Origin of the sequence: Nonomuraea solani (assembly GCF_900108335.1) — a bacterium.
GTDB classification, from domain to species: Bacteria; Actinomycetota; Actinomycetes; order Streptosporangiales; family Streptosporangiaceae; genus Nonomuraea; species Nonomuraea solani.
In genome coordinates this window covers 180,236-196,582 of the sequence record NZ_FNVT01000013.1, presented here as the reverse complement: position 1 = coordinate 196,582, position 16,347 = coordinate 180,236, and the positions used below count along the sequence as shown (strand labels likewise).

General features: G+C 68.6%; 16 protein-coding genes. 5 read left to right on the top strand and 11 right to left on the bottom strand.

All coding sequences use genetic code 11. The features are described from left to right. Nucleotides 1-35: 35 nt before the first annotated feature. Both C4V41_RS37720 and C4V41_RS37715 read right to left on the bottom strand, forming a co-directional pair. Nucleotides 36-239, bottom strand: a complete 204-nt coding sequence (locus C4V41_RS37720) for a hypothetical protein (protein WP_103960786.1) — start codon at nt 237-239, stop codon at nt 36-38. Then, nucleotides 229-1,890, bottom strand: coding sequence for a PspC domain-containing protein (locus C4V41_RS37715; RefSeq protein WP_160150521.1), 1,662 nt, complete (start codon nt 1,888-1,890; stop codon nt 229-231). Before C4V41_RS37715 ends, C4V41_RS37720 begins: the two co-directional genes overlap by 11 nt. A 114-nt stretch (nt 1,891-2,004) precedes the next feature. Between C4V41_RS37715 and C4V41_RS37710 the strand changes: the two genes are divergently transcribed. The 3 genes from C4V41_RS37710 (at nt 2,005) to C4V41_RS37700 (ending at nt 4,938) form a co-directional block, all read left to right on the top strand. Further along, nucleotides 2,005-3,213 (top strand): ATP-binding protein, encoded by a 1,209-nt coding sequence (locus C4V41_RS37710; RefSeq protein ID WP_103960784.1) that lies wholly within the window; start codon nt 2,005-2,007, stop codon nt 3,211-3,213. Beyond that, on the top strand, nt 3,210-3,842 hold the full coding sequence (locus C4V41_RS37705; RefSeq protein WP_103960783.1) for a response regulator: 633 nt from the start codon (nt 3,210-3,212) through the stop codon (nt 3,840-3,842). The genes C4V41_RS37710 and C4V41_RS37705 overlap by 4 nt, the downstream gene beginning before the upstream one ends. Before the next feature lie 142 nt (nt 3,843-3,984). Continuing rightward, nucleotides 3,985-4,938, top strand: a complete 954-nt coding sequence (locus C4V41_RS37700) for a L,D-transpeptidase (protein WP_160150520.1) — start codon at nt 3,985-3,987, stop codon at nt 4,936-4,938. 250 nt (nt 4,939-5,188) lie between these two features. Here the strand turns inward: C4V41_RS37700 and pcrA are convergent, their stop codons facing one another. Beyond that, nucleotides 5,189-7,450: a DNA helicase PcrA gene (gene pcrA, locus C4V41_RS37695; RefSeq protein ID WP_456093861.1), complete on the bottom strand. Its 2,262-nt coding sequence runs from the start codon at nt 7,448-7,450 to the stop codon at nt 5,189-5,191. Nucleotides 7,451-7,545: 95 nt separating this feature from the next. Here pcrA and C4V41_RS37690 point away from each other — a divergent pair, with 95 nt between their 5' ends. Continuing rightward, the gene (locus tag C4V41_RS37690) at nt 7,546-8,265 is read left to right on the top strand and encodes a PIG-L deacetylase family protein (RefSeq protein ID WP_103960780.1); all 720 of its coding nucleotides are present in this window, start codon (nt 7,546-7,548) and stop codon (nt 8,263-8,265) included. Between the two features lie 296 nt (nt 8,266-8,561). Here the strand turns inward: C4V41_RS37690 and C4V41_RS37685 are convergent, their stop codons facing one another. The 6 genes from C4V41_RS37685 to C4V41_RS37660 form a co-directional block, all read right to left on the bottom strand. Next, nucleotides 8,562-8,972, bottom strand: coding sequence for a PIN domain-containing protein (locus C4V41_RS37685; protein WP_235030629.1), 411 nt, complete (start codon nt 8,970-8,972; stop codon nt 8,562-8,564). Continuing rightward, on the bottom strand, nt 8,972-9,196 hold the full coding sequence (locus C4V41_RS37680) for a type II toxin-antitoxin system VapB family antitoxin (protein WP_103960778.1): 225 nt from the start codon (nt 9,194-9,196) through the stop codon (nt 8,972-8,974). Before C4V41_RS37680 ends, C4V41_RS37685 begins: the two co-directional genes overlap by 1 nt. 287 nt (nt 9,197-9,483) lie before the next feature. Further along, on the bottom strand, nt 9,484-10,188 hold the full coding sequence (locus C4V41_RS37675; RefSeq protein WP_103960777.1) for a CPBP family intramembrane glutamic endopeptidase: 705 nt from the start codon (nt 10,186-10,188) through the stop codon (nt 9,484-9,486). 336 nt (nt 10,189-10,524) lie between these two features. After that, on the bottom strand, nt 10,525-10,782 hold the full coding sequence (locus C4V41_RS37670) for a WhiB family transcriptional regulator (RefSeq protein ID WP_103960776.1): 258 nt from the start codon (nt 10,780-10,782) through the stop codon (nt 10,525-10,527). Between the two features lie 97 nt (nt 10,783-10,879). Beyond that, nucleotides 10,880-11,527, bottom strand: coding sequence for a neutral zinc metallopeptidase (locus C4V41_RS37665; protein WP_103960775.1), 648 nt, complete (start codon nt 11,525-11,527; stop codon nt 10,880-10,882). A gap of 5 nt (nt 11,528-11,532) precedes the next feature. After that, nucleotides 11,533-12,903 (bottom strand): glutamate--cysteine ligase, encoded by a 1,371-nt coding sequence (locus C4V41_RS37660; RefSeq protein WP_235030628.1) that lies wholly within the window; start codon nt 12,901-12,903, stop codon nt 11,533-11,535. 724 nt (nt 12,904-13,627) lie between these two features. Here C4V41_RS37660 and galE point away from each other — a divergent pair. Next, on the top strand, nt 13,628-14,605 hold the full coding sequence (gene galE, locus C4V41_RS37655) for a UDP-glucose 4-epimerase GalE (protein ID WP_103960773.1): 978 nt from the start codon (nt 13,628-13,630) through the stop codon (nt 14,603-14,605). Nucleotides 14,606-14,611: 6 nt separating this feature from the next. On the opposite strand, the gene C4V41_RS37650 is transcribed toward galE, so the two are convergent. Both C4V41_RS37650 and C4V41_RS37645 read right to left on the bottom strand, forming a co-directional pair. Then, a complete protein-coding gene (locus C4V41_RS37650) occupies nt 14,612-15,379 on the bottom strand; it encodes a hypothetical protein (protein WP_103960772.1) in 768 nt (255 codons plus the stop codon). Nucleotides 15,380-15,447: 68 nt separating this feature from the next. After that, a complete protein-coding gene (locus C4V41_RS37645; RefSeq protein WP_103960771.1) occupies nt 15,448-16,305 on the bottom strand; it encodes a hypothetical protein in 858 nt (285 codons plus the stop codon). Nucleotides 16,306-16,347: the final 42 nt, after the last annotated feature.

The window sequence follows — 16,347 nt, the reverse complement described above, 5'->3', positions numbered from 1 at the left end:
TCCGAACGTACGCCGGTGTTTTTCCCGGTCAAGGGTTACTTACCGCGGACCACCCGCGCGACGATCGCCACCAGCCCCGCGAACGCCAGTCCTAGCACCATCACACCGATCAGGACCAGCCAATCCGTGATCGCGCGAGTCACGATCAAAATGCCCAAGACGATGAAGAGCACCCCGCTGAACAGGGCCATCCAGTCCGTCCTGTGCAGGCGCCTGGGGCGGTCGACCTCACGCGGCACGCCGCACCTCCATGTCGCCGAGACCGCCCTTCAGGTTGAGCACGATCGTCGAAACCTTGCCCTCCGGTTTGATCTCCGGCTCCAGGACCTTGTCGCACCGCACGTCCACGCCGCCCTTGAGCGACTGGTCGATCTTGATGTCGCCGACCTTGTTGGTCGCGTGCACCTCCACCCTGGCGGTCGGTGGCACGATCACTTCGAGCTCGCCCGCCGAGATCGCGGCGTTGAACGTCACCTCCGCGCCCGGTGGCAGCACCAGCTCCGACAGGTCCAGCCGGCCGTCGCCCACTCCGACGTCGTAGAACCGGCTCGCCTCCGCGACCTTGGTCGGCGTCCATTCCACCGAGCCGATGTTCTTGGGCAGGCCGCCGAGCATCAGGCCCACGCCCACGATCAGCGTGACCACCGTGCCCGCCGCCACCAGCCCGGCGCCCCTGCCCCACCAGGCGGCTATGAGCAGCCCGGCCCCGATGGTGATGAGCATGGCGCCGCCGACGATGGTCGGGCTCACTCCCGCGGCCGACCTGGCCTGGACGACCACGACGATCCCTCCAATGATGAATGCCAGCATGAACGTGATGAGGCCGATGAACGACCGCGGGCGGCGCTTGCGTGCCTGCTGGGGGAACGGGCGGCCGTACAGGGCGGGGTCGTAGGGCGAGTAGCCGGCCCTTCTGGCCGGGTCGAGCGGCTGGTACGGGCCGTTGGGCGCGAACGGCTCGCCGTGGCTGGCGTACTCGACCGCGGTCCTGGGCTGGGGGCGGTAGGCGGGCTGCCGGTACGGGGGGACCGCGTGCGCCGCGGTCACCGCCTCCGGCCTGTCGTCCTCGCGGACCGGGGCCTCATCGGGGACGGGCGCCACGACCTCTTCCCGCACCGGCTTTACGGCCTCTTCCCGGGCCGGCTTTACGACCTCTCCTCGGGCCGTCGTCGGCTCTTCGGCCTTGATCGGCTCAGGCGCCACAGGGCTCTGGCCGGGCTCCGGCCTGGCGTGCGCCGTGGTCGGCTCGGCCTCCTGGAGATGCGCGGCGGCCGGCTCTGGCCGCGACGGGACCGGCTCGGCGGCCGGCGCGGGCTGCTCCGGAGGGGCCGGTGGGACCGGGTTTTGGGGTGGTGCCGGGCGTACCCGGGTCGGGTCGGAAGCCGGGGGAGCCTGGTCGTGGTGGCGGTAGGAGGCCGCCGGCGACTCCTGCCGGCGGCGCCTGCTCAGCCGCTCGGGCATCGTCCTGGCCAGCCCGAGCAGGTCCACCCCGCTCGAATGCGCCGCCAGCAGCGCCACCGCCAGGAACACCCCGACCACCAGCGTGCCCGTGTCCAGCCACACCGTCGCCAGGTTGATCGCCAGCCCGCACGCCAGCACCGCCGTCAGGAGCGCCATCACGGTGTCGGCGTCGAAGTCGCGCCGCGTCCAGTGCTCGATGAGCCCCGGCCGGCCGGTCGGCTCCCTCATCAGCAGGAACGCCGCCAGATAGAGGAACAGCCCGATGCCGGAACCGAGCAGAAGCACCGTGAAGCCCACGCGGAACACCACCGGGTCGATCCCGGTGTGCCGCCCGAGCCCCGCGCAGACCCCCATGAGGAAACGCCCCTCGCTGCTGCGGCGCAGCTCTGCGTGGGGGGCGGCCGGTCGCCTGGGCGGAGCTTCTGTCATGGGAACCATCGTGGACCCACGCGCGGGGTGCTCGCATCCGGGACACCCCTGACCCGACCCGGGGGTTGTTCCCTGATGCCCGTGACGCCCCCGACGTGTGACTATGGCCATGTTATGGCTGACCAGAAGACTCTCGCCGAGCAGAGCGGCGACAAGCCCTACCGCAGGATGATGCGCCCCATGGAGGGCCGCCTCCTCGGCGGTGTCGCCCAAGGGCTGGCGGCGCAGCTCAAGCTTGACCCGGTGGTGGTCAGGCTGATGTTCGTGCTGCTCACCGTCGTCCAGGGGGTGGGCGGGGTGGCGTACGCGGTGCTGTGGATGATCACGCCCAAGCAGCCGCACCAAGGTGCGCCGCCGCAGCGGGACTGGAGCCAGCTCGCCGCGTTCAGCGCGATCGCGGCGGCGCTGTTCGCGTTCGGGTGGCTGACGGGCGCCTCGCAGGGCGGCATGGCCATGTTGCCGTTCGCGGTGGGCGGGATCGGCGCGCTGATCCTGTGGCAACAGGCCGATCCGGTACGCCGCAAGGGCTGGGTGAGCGGCGCGTCCCTCAGCATCAGGAAGAACCGGGTACGCACGCTGCTCGGCATCGTCCTGATCGTGATCGGCGCGACCGGCTTCCTGGCCGCCGAGGGCGAGCTCCCCCAGATCAGGGAAAGCCTGATGTTCACCGTGGTCGTGGTCGGCGGCCTGGCCGTCATGGCCGCGCCCTGGCTGGCCGGCCTGTGGAAAGAGCTGCAACTGGAGCGCCGCGAGCGCATCAGGCAGGAGGAGCGCGCCGAGGTGGCCGCCATGGTGCACGACTCGGTGCTGCACACCCTGACGCTGATCCAGCGCGTCGCCCACGACCAGCGCGAGGTCACCCGCCTGGCCCGCTCCCAGGAGCGCGAGCTGCGCAACTGGCTCTACCAGCCCGCCCAGGACGCCGACGCCACCCTCGCCGCCGCCGTGCGCAGGATCGCCGCCGAGGAGGAGGACGCGCACGGGGTGCCCATCGAGATCGTCTGCGTCGGCGACATCGCCCTCGACCCGGCGGGCAAGCTGGGCGCGATGCTGAAGGCGTCCCGGCAGGCGATGGTCAACGCGGCCAAATACTCTGGAAGTCCTTCCATTTCCGTCTATGCGGAAGTGGAGGGTGAAGAGGCCACGATTTTCGTGAAGGATCGGGGCAAAGGGTTCGATCTCGAGACGGTGCCGCTCGACAGGATGGGGATCAGGGAGTCCATCATCGGGAGAATGGAACGTCACGGCGGGACGGCCCGAGTCCGTACCGAGCCCGGCGAGGGCACGGAAGTGATGTTGACGATGAAGGTGGAGAAGGCATGACGCGCGTACTGATCGTCGATGATCACCGATTGTTCCGGTCGGGCGTGCGCGCCGAGCTGGGCGACTCGATCGAGGTCGTGGGCGAAGCCGAGGACGTCGAGACGGCGGTCAAGGCCATCGCCGAGCACCAGCCCGACGTGGTCCTGCTCGACGTGCACATGCCCGGGGGCGGTGGCCAGGAGGTGCTGCGCCGGGTCCTGGGCGCCGGCTCCCAGGTGCGGTTCCTGGCGCTGTCGGTCTCCGACGCCGCTGAAGACGTGATCGGCGTGATCAGGGGCGGCGCGCGCGGCTACGTGACCAAGAACATCAGCGGCAAGGAGCTGACGGACGCCATCCGGCGGGTGGCCGACGGTGACGCGGTGTTCTCGCCGCGGCTGGCGGGGTTCGTGCTGGACGCGTTCGCCTCGTCGGAGGCGCCGTCCATCGATCCCGAGCTCGACTCGCTGACGCAGCGCGAGCGCGAGGTGCTGCGGCTGATCGCGCGCGGGTACGCGTACAAGGAGATCGCCAAGGAGCTGTTCATCTCGGTCAAGACCGTGGAGACCCACGTCTCGTCCGTGCTGCGCAAACTCCAGCTCTCCAACCGCCACGAGCTGTCCCGCTGGGCCACCGCCCGCCGCCTGGTCTGATCCGATCCCTTACCGGGGGCGGCCTTTCGGCATGTCCAAATTTGGACCGTTACAGGAAAGTTATGGGGTTTCGGCCCTCGAATCACCCGTCCCGATTGTCACACAAGGAGGTAGTCGAAGCACGAAGTCCAGGAGTAACCCTTTGAAGCGCGTCACCCGGATGCTTCCGGCACTGGTCGCACTGGTCGCCGCGACGGCCTGTGCGGCGGAGAGCGTCCCCGCACCACGAGCACAGGCCATCGGCGTTCCCACGATCCAGGCCGCCGCCATCGCCGCTCCGGCGAAGAAGGTCAAGCTCGACATCGCGGACATCACCCCGATGGGGGAGAAGACCGAGAAGGTCGGCGTAGGTTTCCCGATCATCGTCACGTTCGACCGTGACGTCAAAGACAAGGCGGCCGTCGAAGGGCTGCTGGACGTCGAGTCGGAGAAGCCGGTCGACGGCGCCTGGCGCTGGGTGTCGCAGCGCAAGGTCATCTATCGGACGAAGACGTTCTGGAAGCCGTACCAGAAGGTGCTGTTCACCGCGCGGCTGTCCGAGCTGCCCGGCAACACCGCCGCCAAGGACGTCTCCCGCCGCTTCGCCGTCGGATCGCAGAACATCTCGGTGGTCGACACCCGCAAGCACCAGATGAAGGTCTACCGCAACGGCAAGCTGGCCAAGAAGATCCCGATCAGCGCCGGACGGGGCGGGCTGGTCAAGAACGGCGTGGACGTCTACCTCACCACCAGCGGCACGCACCTCACGATGGGCAAGAAGGCCGTCGAGACGATGACCTCCTCCTGGCTGGGCGTGACGGATCCCAAGGATCCGCGCTACTACAAGGAGGAGATCCCGTGGGCGGTGCGCATCTCCGACAGCGGTGAGTACGTCCACCAGAGCGCCGGCTACTACCAGTATCTCGGCCGCTCCAACCAGAGCCACGGCTGCGTCCGCGCCACCCCGGCCGGCGCCAAGTGGTTCTACACGATCGCCCAGCGCGGCGACGTCGTGAAGATCAAGGGCACCAAGCGCAAGCTGCAGTGGAACAACGGCTGGAGCTACTGGCAGCTCAACTGGACCCAGTGGCAGAAGGGCAGCGCCCTCAAGCGCTGACCCTGATGTGCCTGCCGGGGCCGCTCTCCCACGACACGGAGAGCGGCCCTAAGCCTTTTGCGGGCCTTGGGCCCTTCAGACCTTTCCGGGCCCCACAGAGCTTTCCCGGCACCTCAGACCTTTCCGAGCCCCTCAGAGCTTTCCCGGCACCTCAGGCCTTTCGGGCACCTCGGACCATTCCGGGTCCCTCAGACCTTTCCGGGGCCCCTTTCGAGCCCTGCCGGGCCGCCTCAGAGTCGCGGCCAGGCCCTCAGAGCTTCTCAATCGGGGCGTAGACCGCGAGCAGCGTCTTCTCCCCGCCACTCCCAAAGTCGATCTTCACCTTGGTCTTCTCCGCCACGCCGTCCACGGACACCACCGTGCCCAGCCCGAACGCGTCGTGCGAGACCCGGTCGCCGGGCGCCAGGTTGGGCACCTTGCGCCCACCGGCACCGCCGCTCTTCGCCACGGCCGGGCGCGCGGCCGGCTCACGCCGGGTGGCCGCGCTCCAGGCGGACTTCTCCGGATCGGTACGCCAGTCGACGAGCTGCCCCGGCACCTCGTTGACGAACCGCGAGGCCGGGTTGAACGACGGCGCCCCCCACGAGCTGCGCACGGCCGCCCGCGTCAGGTAGAGCCGCTTCTGCGCCCTGGTGATGCCCACGTAGGCCAGCCGCCGCTCCTCCTCCAACTCCTTGGGCTCGCCCAGCGACCGCACGTGCGGGAACACGCCGTCTTCCATGGCCGTCAGGAACACGACCGGGAACTCCAGCCCCTTGGCCGTGTGCAGGGTCATCAGCGTGACGACCCCCTGCCCGCCGTCGGCGTCGGGGATCTGGTCGGCGTCGGCCACCAGCGACACCTGCTCCAGGAACTCCACCAGCGTCCCCTCCGGGTTGGCCTCCTCGAACTCGGAGGCGACGGAGATGAGCTCGTTGAGGTTTTCCAGGCGGGACTCGTCCTGCGGGTCCTCCGACGCCTCCAGCTCGGCGCGGTAGCCGGTGGACACCAGGATCTCCTCGGCCAGCGCCGACGGCGGCATGCCCTCGGCCTTGGCGATCAGCTCCTCCAGCAGCGCGACGAACTCTCGTACGGCATTGAGGGAGCGCGTGGCCATCCCGTACGCCTCGTCGGCGCGGCGCAGCGCGTCCCAGTAGGAGATGCGCTCGCGTGAGGACAGCGCCTCGATCATGGCCTCGGCCCGGTCGCCGATGCCGCGCTTGGGCACGTTGAGAATGCGCCGCAGCGACACCACGTCGGCCGGGTTGGCCAGCACCCGCAGGTAGGCCAGCAGGTCCTTGACCTCCTTGCGCTCGTAGAAGCGCACGCCCCCGACGACCTTGTAGGGCAGGCCGGTGCGGATGAAGATCTCCTCGAACACGCGGGAGGCCGCGTTGGTGCGGTAGAAGACGGCCACCTCGCCCGCCTTCACGCCGTCCTCGTCGCTGAGCCGGTCGACCTCCTGGGCCACGAACATGGCCTCGTCGTGCTCGTTGTCGGCCACGTAGCCCACGATCTTGGGCCCGTCGCCCTGGTCGGACCAGAGGTTCTTGGGCTTGCGCGACTCGTTGCGCGAGATCACGGCGTTGGCGGCGGCCAGGATGTTCTGAGTGGAGCGGTAGTTCTGCTCCAGCAGGATCGTGCGCGCGTCGGGATAGTCGCGCTCGAACTCCAGGATGTTGCGGATGGTCGCGCCGCGGAAGGCGTAGATCGACTGGTCGGCGTCGCCCACCACGCACAGCTCGGACTGGCCGGTGCCGGAGCGCACCAGGTCGCCGTCGGCCGTGCGCAGCTCGGGATGCCCGACCAGCTCCCTGATCAGGATGTATTGGGCGTGGTTGGTGTCCTGGTATTCGTCGACCAGCACGTGCCTGAACCGCATCCGGTAGTGCTCGGCGACGTCGGGGAAGAGCTGGAACAACGTCACCGTGTTCATGATGATGTCGTCGAAGTCCATCGCGCCGGCCTCGGTCAGCTTGAGCTGATAGGCCTTGTACGCCTGCGCGAGCGTCTTCTCCAGGTGCGAGCCCGCCCGGTCGATCGCCGTCTCGTAGTCGACCAGCTCGTTCTTGAAGTTGCTGACCTGGGCCGAGAACGAGCGCGGCGGATAGCGCTTCGGATCGAGCTCCATCTCCCTGCAGACCATCGCCATGAGCCGCTGCGAGTCGGCCTGGTCGTAGATCGAGAAGCTGGACGGGAACCCGAGCCGCTTGGCCTCACGCCGCAGGATGCGCATGCAGGCGCTGTGGAACGTCATCACCCACATCGCCTTGGAACGCGGCCCGATCAGCTTGTCGATGCGCTCCTTCATCTCCTTGGCGGCCTTGTTGGTGAAGGTGATCGCCAGGATCTCGCCCGGATGCGCCTCACGCTCGGCCAGCAGGTAGGCGATGCGGTGCGTGAGCACCCGCGTCTTCCCGGATCCCGCCCCGGCCACGATGAGCAGCGGACTGCCGTGATGGATCACGGCCTCGCGCTGCTGCGGGTTGAGGCCGTCGAGCAAGGGGTGGTCAACAGAGACTTGGGTCGGCACCCACCTAGGTTAAGACGCCTCACCGACAAACGGCGCCCGGAATGCCATCGACGGGGTTCCGGTTGTGACCCATGGAAGGTCCAGAGAGGGGAATCATGCTGCCGGAAGCCGAGATCAACCGGGTACTCGTCGTGACCGCACATCCGGACGACGCCGATTTCGGCTCGGCCGGAAGCGTGGCGCTGTTCGTGGACAGGGGTGTGGAGGTCACCTACCTGCTGGTCACTGACGGTGACGCGGGCGGCAACGAACGTACTCTGGACAACTCCGGCATGGCGGAGCTGCGCAGGTCCGAGCAACTGACCGCGGCCAAGGCGGTCGGCGTCACCGACGTGCGCTTCCTCGGCTACTCCGACGGCCAGGTGGTGCCCTCGCTGGAGCTCAGGCGCGCCATCGCCCGGGTGATCCGCCAGGTCAGGCCCGACCTGGTCATCACCCACCACCCCGACCGCAACTACCAGTTCATCGCCCCCAGCCATCCCGACCACCGCGCCGTGGGCGGAGCCACCCTGGACGCGGTCTATCCGGACGCGCGCAATCCGTACGCGTTCCCGGAGTTGATCAAGGAGGAGGGGCTGGAGGCGTGGACCGTACGTGAGGTGTGGCTGAACGGCGGATCCACCCCCAACCACTGGGTGGACGTCACCGACGTCATGGACCGCAAGCTCGCGGCCTTGCAGTCACATGTGAGCCAGGTTTCCCACGTTGAGGGCTTCGCGGACTTCGTGAAAAGCCGCTTCGCCGCCTGGGCCGAGCAGGCCGGCTTCGGACCGGGCCGCTACGCGGAAGGCTTCCAGGTCGTCCCCACGGCCTGAGCCCTTCAACGCCTTAGGCCTTCAGGGCGCCTCCGGAACCTTCAGGGCGCCTCCGGAACCTTCAGGGCGCCTCCGGGACCCGCAGGGGCATCTCCGGGACCTTCGGGCACCTCCGGGACCTTCGGCACCTTCGGCACCTTCGGGCACCTCCGGGCACCTTCGGACCTGAGGGGACCTTCGGACCTGAGGGGACCTTCGGACCTGAGGGCGCCTTCGGAACCCCAAGGACCTCAAAGACCTCGGGTGGCCTCTGGAACCTCAGGGACCTCGAACAACCTCAGAGACCTCTGGTGGCCTCAGGGGACCGAACCGGGCGGCACCACCCATAGCGAGGGCTGCCCGGTCACTTCCGAGATGATGTCGAAGGCATGGCCGTAGTGCAGGATCGTCGCCCCGTGCACCTCGGCGCAGGCGGCGATCAGCAGCTCGTTCGGGCCGATGCCACGATGCTGGGAGATCTCGACGAGCTGCCGCTGCACGGCCATGGCGCGCGCCTGCACCTCCTGGTCCACGGGGAGCAGGACGCACTGGCGCTGGGCGTGCAGCATGCGCTGATAGTGGGCGTAGTCGCGGGCGCTGTAGAGCACCTCCAGGTCGATGACGCTGCAGGTCGCCACCTCCCGCGCCGCGAAGAGCGGGTGGAGCGCCTGGGCGACGACATCACTGGCGCGGATGCGGGCCAGGGCGCTCTTGTCGAGGAGATACATCAGTCCTGTCGTAGCCACGCATGCTTCGTGATCTCCGGATCCAGCAGTTCCTGGCTCCCCTCCGTGCGCCAGAACTCGAACGCTCTGATCGCACACGCCTTGCCCGCGTCCCTGTCGACGACCGCCCGCAGCGCGGCGTGGACCGTTTCTCTCATGGTCGGCGTACCTAGCATCTGCTGGGCCGCCTCCAGGAGCTCCTTGTCGATGTCGATTACCGTACGCATGCAACAGCACCTCCGTACCTCCGGCGTATATCAGTTTGCTCGATGACGTTGTGCGGGCACCTCAAGCCGATGCGGGCATGAGAGAACGCGCTTCGCAGACGTTAAAGCTTCGAGCTGATCTGGCCATAAGGGGAGTTGAGAGGCGGAGGAGAATACTCTGCCGGCAGATGAAAACCTTCACCCCGAGCGGGGCCGATGATCCACCTGGAACAGTGTGCGCACCCACCTTCCGACCTAACATTGCGTAACGGTCCGGGCGAACCACACATCCTGGACAGGCTTGCGCTTCAGGCCTCTTTGGGAGTGGGCCTTTCCCCCTTGGCCGCGATCCGGGCGAAGAGGTAGCCGAAAGAGTTGGTCGCCAGGTGCAGCATGGCCGGCGTCAGCAGCCCCCGGCGACGGCGCAACTCACAGAACAACACCCCAGCCGCCGCCGTGGACACAACACTGCCCACCACCACGCGGGCGGTGTCCAGATGCCCTGGCGACTCACCCGCCGTCAGCGCACCCAGGGCAGGGTTGGCCCGGGCCATATCGATGGCCGGCAGGATATGCCAGAGCCCGAACAGAGCCGAGGAAACGGACGTGGCCGCCACGGTGCCGTGCCGCTGCCGCAACATGCCGTACAGGGCGCCCCGAAAACCCACCTCCTCCAGCAACACCGTCCCAAAGGGCACCTGCACCAGGGCTTCTTCCAGAACGCGGGCGCGCGAGAGCGACAGGGCCCGTTCATCTTGAAACAACGCTCTGGTACGGGGGAGCGCGATCCCGGCCGTATAGACACCGGCCACGGCAGCCGCTAAGGCCCCCCCGGCCACGGCACCACGCCGGCCATGCTCGAACCCGATCTCCTCCCAGGACAGACCAGACCGGCGAGCCATGGCGACGAGGGCGGCGGTCGCGGCAGCAGAGGTCAGGGGGCCTAGACGGGGGGCGATCTTGTTGTTCAGGATGTTGGCGGCGGCAAGAACGACCACGGAACGAAACAACACCCTTGCAGGCTACGCGCGCCCCCACCCACCTGCGCCCGCCCCCAACCCGCCTGCCCCGCGACCTGCTCGCGTTGCCCCGGGACCGGCCTGCCCGCGACCTGCTCGCGCTGCCGCGCGACCGGCCTGCCCGCGACCCGCTCGCTTTGCCGCGCGGCCGCCCTTCGGCCCGCCTGCCCTGCGATCCACTCGCTCTGTCCTTCGGCCCGCCTGCCGCACGGCGTGTGGTCGTTCGCTATTGAGCGGTTCGGGGTTCAACGCCCGTTGTCGAGTCGACCCGATGAGTGGTCCCTTCGGTCGGGTAGCCCTGGGCAGGCGGCCCGTTGGCGGGTTGAAGGGCTAGGACGCGGCGGGGCGACGCCAGCCTTCGGGGAAGCGGGTGCGGCGGCGTTCTTCTGGGGTGAGGCCGCCCCAGATGCCCTCCGACTCCCCGGCGCGTAAGGCGTAGGCGCGGCACTCGTTCAGTACCCCGCACCCCGCGCACACCGCCTTGGCGTGTGCCTCCTGCAGTGGGGTGGGTGCGAGGGGGAAGAAGAGGTCAGGGTCGCTGGACCGGCACGCACCCCTGCGCAGCCAGCCGATCTCCTCCAGTGGCATGGGTCAAAGGTAGAGCGTGGTCATGATCGACCACATCATCCTGTGGGCTGACCCGCCACTACATCCCCAGGTTCGACGTGCGTGGCCGCGTACGACCTCAGCAGGTGCTCACCCCGCCCTGGTAGCCCTTGGCGAACGACGACTGCCGTTGTTCGGCCGTGCCGTGGGCGGCCGGGTTCAGCCAGTCGTCCGTCGGGTCGCCGGCGGCGGCCAGGCTCACGAACAGCTCGTTCTCGTCGCCTGGATCCGTCGTCAGCGCGCCCGCGCCGACCAGGGCCGACAGGGTTCCGCCTGCGTAGCAGTCGGCCTGGAGCTCTAGTTGCACGTTCAGGGAGAAGCTGGTCTGGAGCTGGGCCTGGATGGCGTGGCCGAACTCATGCGGAATGATGACATAGACGGATCCGTCCCCCATCTCGTTCCACAACCCCTCCATCCACCCCTGGTCGTACGCGATGAAGTGCCCGTCCGGGCAGTAGAAGGCGTTGTTGGGAACCGACGGCTCGCCGCCGCAACTGGGACCGGCGTCGCCCGAGTAGGGGATGAAGTCCCTGATAGGGCGATATGTCTCGCCGAACTGCTGAAACTGCTGCTTCCAGAACTCCTCCGACAGCTCACGCGCCGCGCGTACGTCGTCCTCGAACGAGTCGGCGCCCCGCGCGTCCATGGAGGGCGGCCTGACGAGACCGCACGCGGCGCACAGCAGGACCAGGGCGAGGAGCAGGGCGCGGGTCACGGCACGGGTCACGGGTTCTACACATCCCAAGTGTGTACGGGTTCGTTGGTGTGCATCCGCTCGATGTACTCGAGTGTCATGGACCGCAACGCCTCGTGCCGGTCGCCCTTGTGCGCGCGCACCCGGTCCACCTGCCAGCTCGCCCCGGTACGGCCGGACAGGCATCGGCCCTCGACGATCGACAGCAGCCGGTCCGCGACGGAGCGGTCCACGCCCCACCTTGCCAGCCCTTCGTGCGCCATGGGCAGCAGTCGCCGCAGGATCAGCTCGGCCGCCGGCACCTCGCCGATCCCCGGCCAGTACAGCCGCGCGTCCAGACCGTGCCTGGCGGCGGCCGCGAGGTTGTCCTCGGCCGCCTGGAACGACATCTGGCTCCAGATCGGCCGCTCGGTGTAGGGCAGCACGCGCATCAGCCCGTAGTAGAACGCGGCGTTGGCCGCGATGTCGGCCACGGACGGCCCGGCGGGCAGGACGCGGTTCTCCACGCGGAGATGGGGCACGCCGTCAACGACCGCGTAAACGGGCCGGTTCCACCGGTAGATGGTGCCGTTGTGCAGGGTCAGCTCGTGGAGCTCGGGGATGCGGCCCTGTTCGAGCTCGGCGCGCGGGTCCTCGTTCTCGCACAGGGGCAGCAGCGCGGGGTAATAGCTGACGTTCTCCTCGAACAGGTCGAAGACGCTCGTGATCCACCGCTCCCCGAACCACACGCGCGGCCGTACGCCCTGCGCCTTCAACTCCGCCGGCCGCGTGTCCGTGGCCTGCTCGAACAGGGCGATCCTGGTCTCTCTGTGCAGTTCCCTGCCGAAGAGGTACGGCGCGTTGGCCGCCACCGCGACCTGGGGCCCGGCGATGGCCTGGGCCGCGTTCCAGTGCGCGGCGAACTCGTCCGGGCTGACCTGCAGATGGAGCTGCACACTGGTGCAGGCGGCCTCGGGGGCGACGCTGTCCGCGTGCGTGTCGAGACGTTCGACGCCCTCGATGGCCAGGTGCAGGTCCTCGCCCCGGGCGGCGAAGATCTGCTCGTTGAGAAGCCGGTAGCGGGGGTTCGCCGAGAGGGTGCCCTCGCCGATGTCCTGTTCGCGCAGGGTGGGCAGGATTCCGATCAGTACGAGGTGACCGTCCTGGGAACGGGCACGCTCCTCGGCGTGGTTGAGCCTGGCCCTGACGTCGTCCTCCAGGCGCAGCGCGCCGTCGCCCGCCAGGTCCTGGGGCTCGATGTTGATCTCGATGTTGAACTGGCCCAGCTCCGTCGCCCAGTCCGGCTGTTTGATGGCGTCGAGCACCTCGGCGTTCCGCATGGCGGCCTCGCCCCTGGCGTCCACGATGTTGAGCTCGATCTCCAGGCCGGCGAGCGGGCGGTCGAACTCGAACCGGGACTCACGCAGCATCTGCGCGAAGACATCAAGACATCGATGGACTTTTTCCCGATATTTCCGGCGATCGTCCCGACTGAACACGACGACTGGCACATCTCTGCCCATATCAGGAAATGTCGCACGCCAAAGCCGACAAGACCAGACCGGGGGTACGACAAGGTCGGGAAAGCGCTTGCAGGCGTGCCGATCCGGCGGTCCGGTGGCCGGGCGGAGGCCAAGGGTTGGGCGGTCCCGGCGATCCGGCCATGGTGGGGCCGCTGGTCCGGGTGATGGCGTGGGCCCGGAGGCCCGGAGGCCCGGAGGCCCGGAGGCCCGGAGGCCCGGAGGCCCGGAGGCCCGGGGGCCCGGGGGCCCGGAGGCCCGGGGCTCCTGTGGCCCCGGGGGGGAGAGAGTTCGGTGGTCCTGTGGTGGGAGGGGCCTGTGGTCCCGTGGGGTGGGGAGGGGGTGGTGGTCCTGTGGTGGTGTGGGGCCGGTGGTGGTGGGTGGCGGGTGCTCCGACGGATCCGGCTTCGGGTCAAGAGCGTCCATGCCGGTACGGCTTTTGGCCACGGAGCCCGGCCCACTGTGCGCTTCGTAGCGGCGGCGCGCCACTGAAGGGTCAGAGGCCGTGTCCCTGGAAGGTCCTCAGCCAAGGTGCGGCGGGTGGCCGGGGCGGGGCGGAGCCGTAACAGATGGGTGTTCATAGGAGACGGCAGTAACAGATGGGTAATCACGGCGGAGCCATTAGGCTTCGGGGATGCGTGTTTTGATTACTGGTGGGGCGGGCTATATCGGAAGCACGGTCGCGTCGGCGTGCCTGGACGCCGGGATCGACCCCGTGATTCTGGACAGTCTCGTGACAGGGCGGCGCGAGTTCGCCGAGGGCCGGGTCTTCTATGAAGGCGATATCAGCGACGGCCCGCTGATTGACAAGATATTTGCGGAAAATCCCGATATAGCCGCCGTCATTCACTGCGCGGCCCTCATCGTGGTCCCCGATTCCGTCGCCGACCCCGTCGGCTACTACCGCGCGAACGTCGCCAAAAGCCTCGAGTTCGTCGACCATCTGCTCCGCAACGGCCGCACCCGGATGATCTTCAGCTCCTCGGCGTCCATCTACCGCACGGGCGACGACCACACGGTGACCGAGGAGTCCCCCCTGGACCCCCAGAGCCCGTACGCCCGCACCAAGGCGGTGTGCGAGGCCATGTTCGCCGACATCACCGCCACCCGCCCCATCAAGATCCTCTCGCTGCGCTACTTCAACCCCATCGGCGCCGACCCCCAGATGCGCACCGGCCTGCAGCTCCGCCGTCCCAGTCACGCCCTCGGCAAGATGATCGGCGCGTACGAGGACGGCGTCCCCTTCCAGATCACCGGCACCGACTACCCGACCAGCGACGGCACCGGCATCCGCGACTACGTCCACGTCTGGGACCTGGCCGCCGCCCACGTCGCGGCCCTGCGGCGGTTCGACGAGCTGGACGCCGACGTGATCAACCTCGGCACCGGCGCCGGCACCACCGTCCGCGAGCTGGCCGAGGCGTTCAACCGGGTCGTGGACCGCCCGATCGAGGTCGTCGAGGCCCCCGCCCGCCCTGGCGACGTGGCCGGCGCCTACACCCGCAGCGACCGGGCCCACCGCCTGCTCGGCTGGCGGGCCCGATACTCGATCGAGGAGGGCATCAGGCACTCCCTGGAGTGGGCGAGCCTGCGGGAATCACGCCTGGGCTGATCGGGGCTACCGGCCCTGGGAGCCGAGCGCCTCGTTGGGGATCACCTTGAGCTCATCGAGCAGCTCGTCCACAATGGCGTCCGCCACCGCGTCCTCGTCGATCACCTCGTGGTCGGGCGGGGGCGCGATCGTGACCTCGTGGCCCCAGGCGGTGTACCTGGTGTCGGTGTACTCCGCCGCCTTCGAGATCGACTCCTTGTCCGTGGTGTACAGACGGGTCGGCAGACCGCTGGCGTCGGTGCTCAACCGGAAGCCGAACCCATCGTGGCCCCTGCCGTCGCTGACCTTGCGCGCCTGCCTGTCGGTGAGGGTGCCGCGGTGGACGCCGTCCCGTACGGAGCCCGCGTGAGAGAGCAGGGCCTTGAGCTGCGGAGGCCGGAAGAGATCGACAGGCTGGGAGGAAATGGCCGCCCGGCCGCCGCCCTTCATGCGGATCCACGTCTTGCCTTCCGGCAGGCGGAGGTCGACGTCGTCGCTGCTCATGTAGGCGTACTTGCCCACCGTGCGGATCTTCAGGGTGGATGACTTGCGGGAAAAGATATCGCTGGTGAAGGACAGGTCGGCGGCGACGACGCCCGACCTGCCGAACCCATAGGTGCCCTTGAGCTTTATGGAGGACTTCCCTATCAGGTTGATCTCGGAGATCTTGACACCGTGCCCCGGGGCGAACCGGCTCTTCACGGCCTGCACCGGGTCCTTGGGCGCGACCGCCTGCGCCGGCGAGGCGCCGAGCAGGGCCGCGGCGGCCACCGCGGCCGCCAGTACTCGCTTCATGTTCGTCCTTGACAAGAGAGAGAAGCCCCCTCCCACCGGCCGGTGGGAGAGGGCTGGAAAACGCAGGATCAGCCGGCCAGGCTGCCCAGCGGGATGTTCAGGTTGGAGAGGTCGTCCTCGCCGTTCTCGAACTTGTCCGCGACCTCGTCGGTCGGCGCCTTGATGGACACGGCGCCACCCCAGCCGGAGTACCGCGTGTCGACGCTGATGCTGCCATCGCCCCCGAGGACGGACCCGGGGAACGTCGTCACCAGGCGCGTCGGCAGGCCGGCCGCGTTCACGGTGATCTTCCAGGAGAACGAGCTCTTCAGCGCCTTGGCGGACGGCTTGCCGAGCAGGCTGGCCCGCAGCCAGGGCGAGGCCTTCCAGACGTCGCCCACCTTGGTCTTGCCCGCGTAGCTGCTGCCGCTCGCCTTGGCGCCCTTGAGCAGGGTCTTCAGCGTCGCGGCCTCGGCCAGGTTCAGGGGCTGGCCGAAGGTGCCGGTCAGACCGCCGGTCGGGCCCTTGGCGGCCTTGAACCAGGTCTCGCCCTCGGGCAGCATGCTCGCCCAGATGCCACCGGACAGGTACGACGTGGTGCCGACCCTGACCGTGCGCTCCTTGGTGGCCATCGCCTTGAGCATGTCACCGGTCTCGCCCTCGGGCAGCTCGCCCAGGTCGCTCAGGTTGATGTTGAACTTGCCGGTGATGTCCGAGGCCGCGATCCCCGACTTGCCGAACTGCAGGGTGCCGGTGCGCCGGACGAAGATCTGACGGGTCACGCCGTCGATGATGGTGGTGCGCTCGGTGAACTTCACGCCCTTGCCGGCGACGTACTGCTTCTTGACGGCGACCACCGGGTCCTTGGGCGCGGCGGCCAGGGCGGGGGTGGCGGTCATCAGCGCGGCGGTCGTGGCTAACGCCACGCCCGTCAGGATTCGCTTCATGCGGAAGTTCCTTAAGTGTTGAGGGGGAAAACTGGTGAGGCT

What these genes read in the sequence shown, in the direction of transcription:
- C4V41_RS37715 (WP_160150521.1), bottom strand. Translation starts at nt 1,890, where the DNA reads ATGACAGAAGCTCCGCCCAGGCGACCGGCCGCCCCCCACGCAGAGCTG.
- C4V41_RS37710 (WP_103960784.1), top strand. Translation starts at nt 2,005, where the DNA reads ATGGCTGACCAGAAGACTCTCGCCGAGCAGAGCGGCGACAAGCCCTAC.
- C4V41_RS37705 (WP_103960783.1), top strand. Translation starts at nt 3,210, where the DNA reads ATGACGCGCGTACTGATCGTCGATGATCACCGATTGTTCCGGTCGGGC.
- C4V41_RS37690 (WP_103960780.1), top strand. Translation starts at nt 7,546, where the DNA reads ATGCTGCCGGAAGCCGAGATCAACCGGGTACTCGTCGTGACCGCACAT.
- C4V41_RS37685 (WP_235030629.1), bottom strand. Translation starts at nt 8,972, where the DNA reads ATGTATCTCCTCGACAAGAGCGCCCTGGCCCGCATCCGCGCCAGTGAT.
- C4V41_RS37680 (WP_103960778.1), bottom strand. Translation starts at nt 9,196, where the DNA reads ATGCGTACGGTAATCGACATCGACAAGGAGCTCCTGGAGGCGGCCCAG.
- C4V41_RS37670 (WP_103960776.1), bottom strand. Translation starts at nt 10,782, where the DNA reads ATGCCACTGGAGGAGATCGGCTGGCTGCGCAGGGGTGCGTGCCGGTCC.
- C4V41_RS37660 (WP_235030628.1), bottom strand. Translation starts at nt 12,903, where the DNA reads ATGCTGCGTGAGTCCCGGTTCGAGTTCGACCGCCCGCTCGCCGGCCTG.
- galE (WP_103960773.1), top strand. Translation starts at nt 13,628, where the DNA reads ATGCGTGTTTTGATTACTGGTGGGGCGGGCTATATCGGAAGCACGGTC.
- C4V41_RS37650 (WP_103960772.1), bottom strand. Translation starts at nt 15,379, where the DNA reads ATGAAGCGAGTACTGGCGGCCGCGGTGGCCGCCGCGGCCCTGCTCGGC.
- C4V41_RS37645 (WP_103960771.1), bottom strand. Translation starts at nt 16,305, where the DNA reads ATGAAGCGAATCCTGACGGGCGTGGCGTTAGCCACGACCGCCGCGCTG.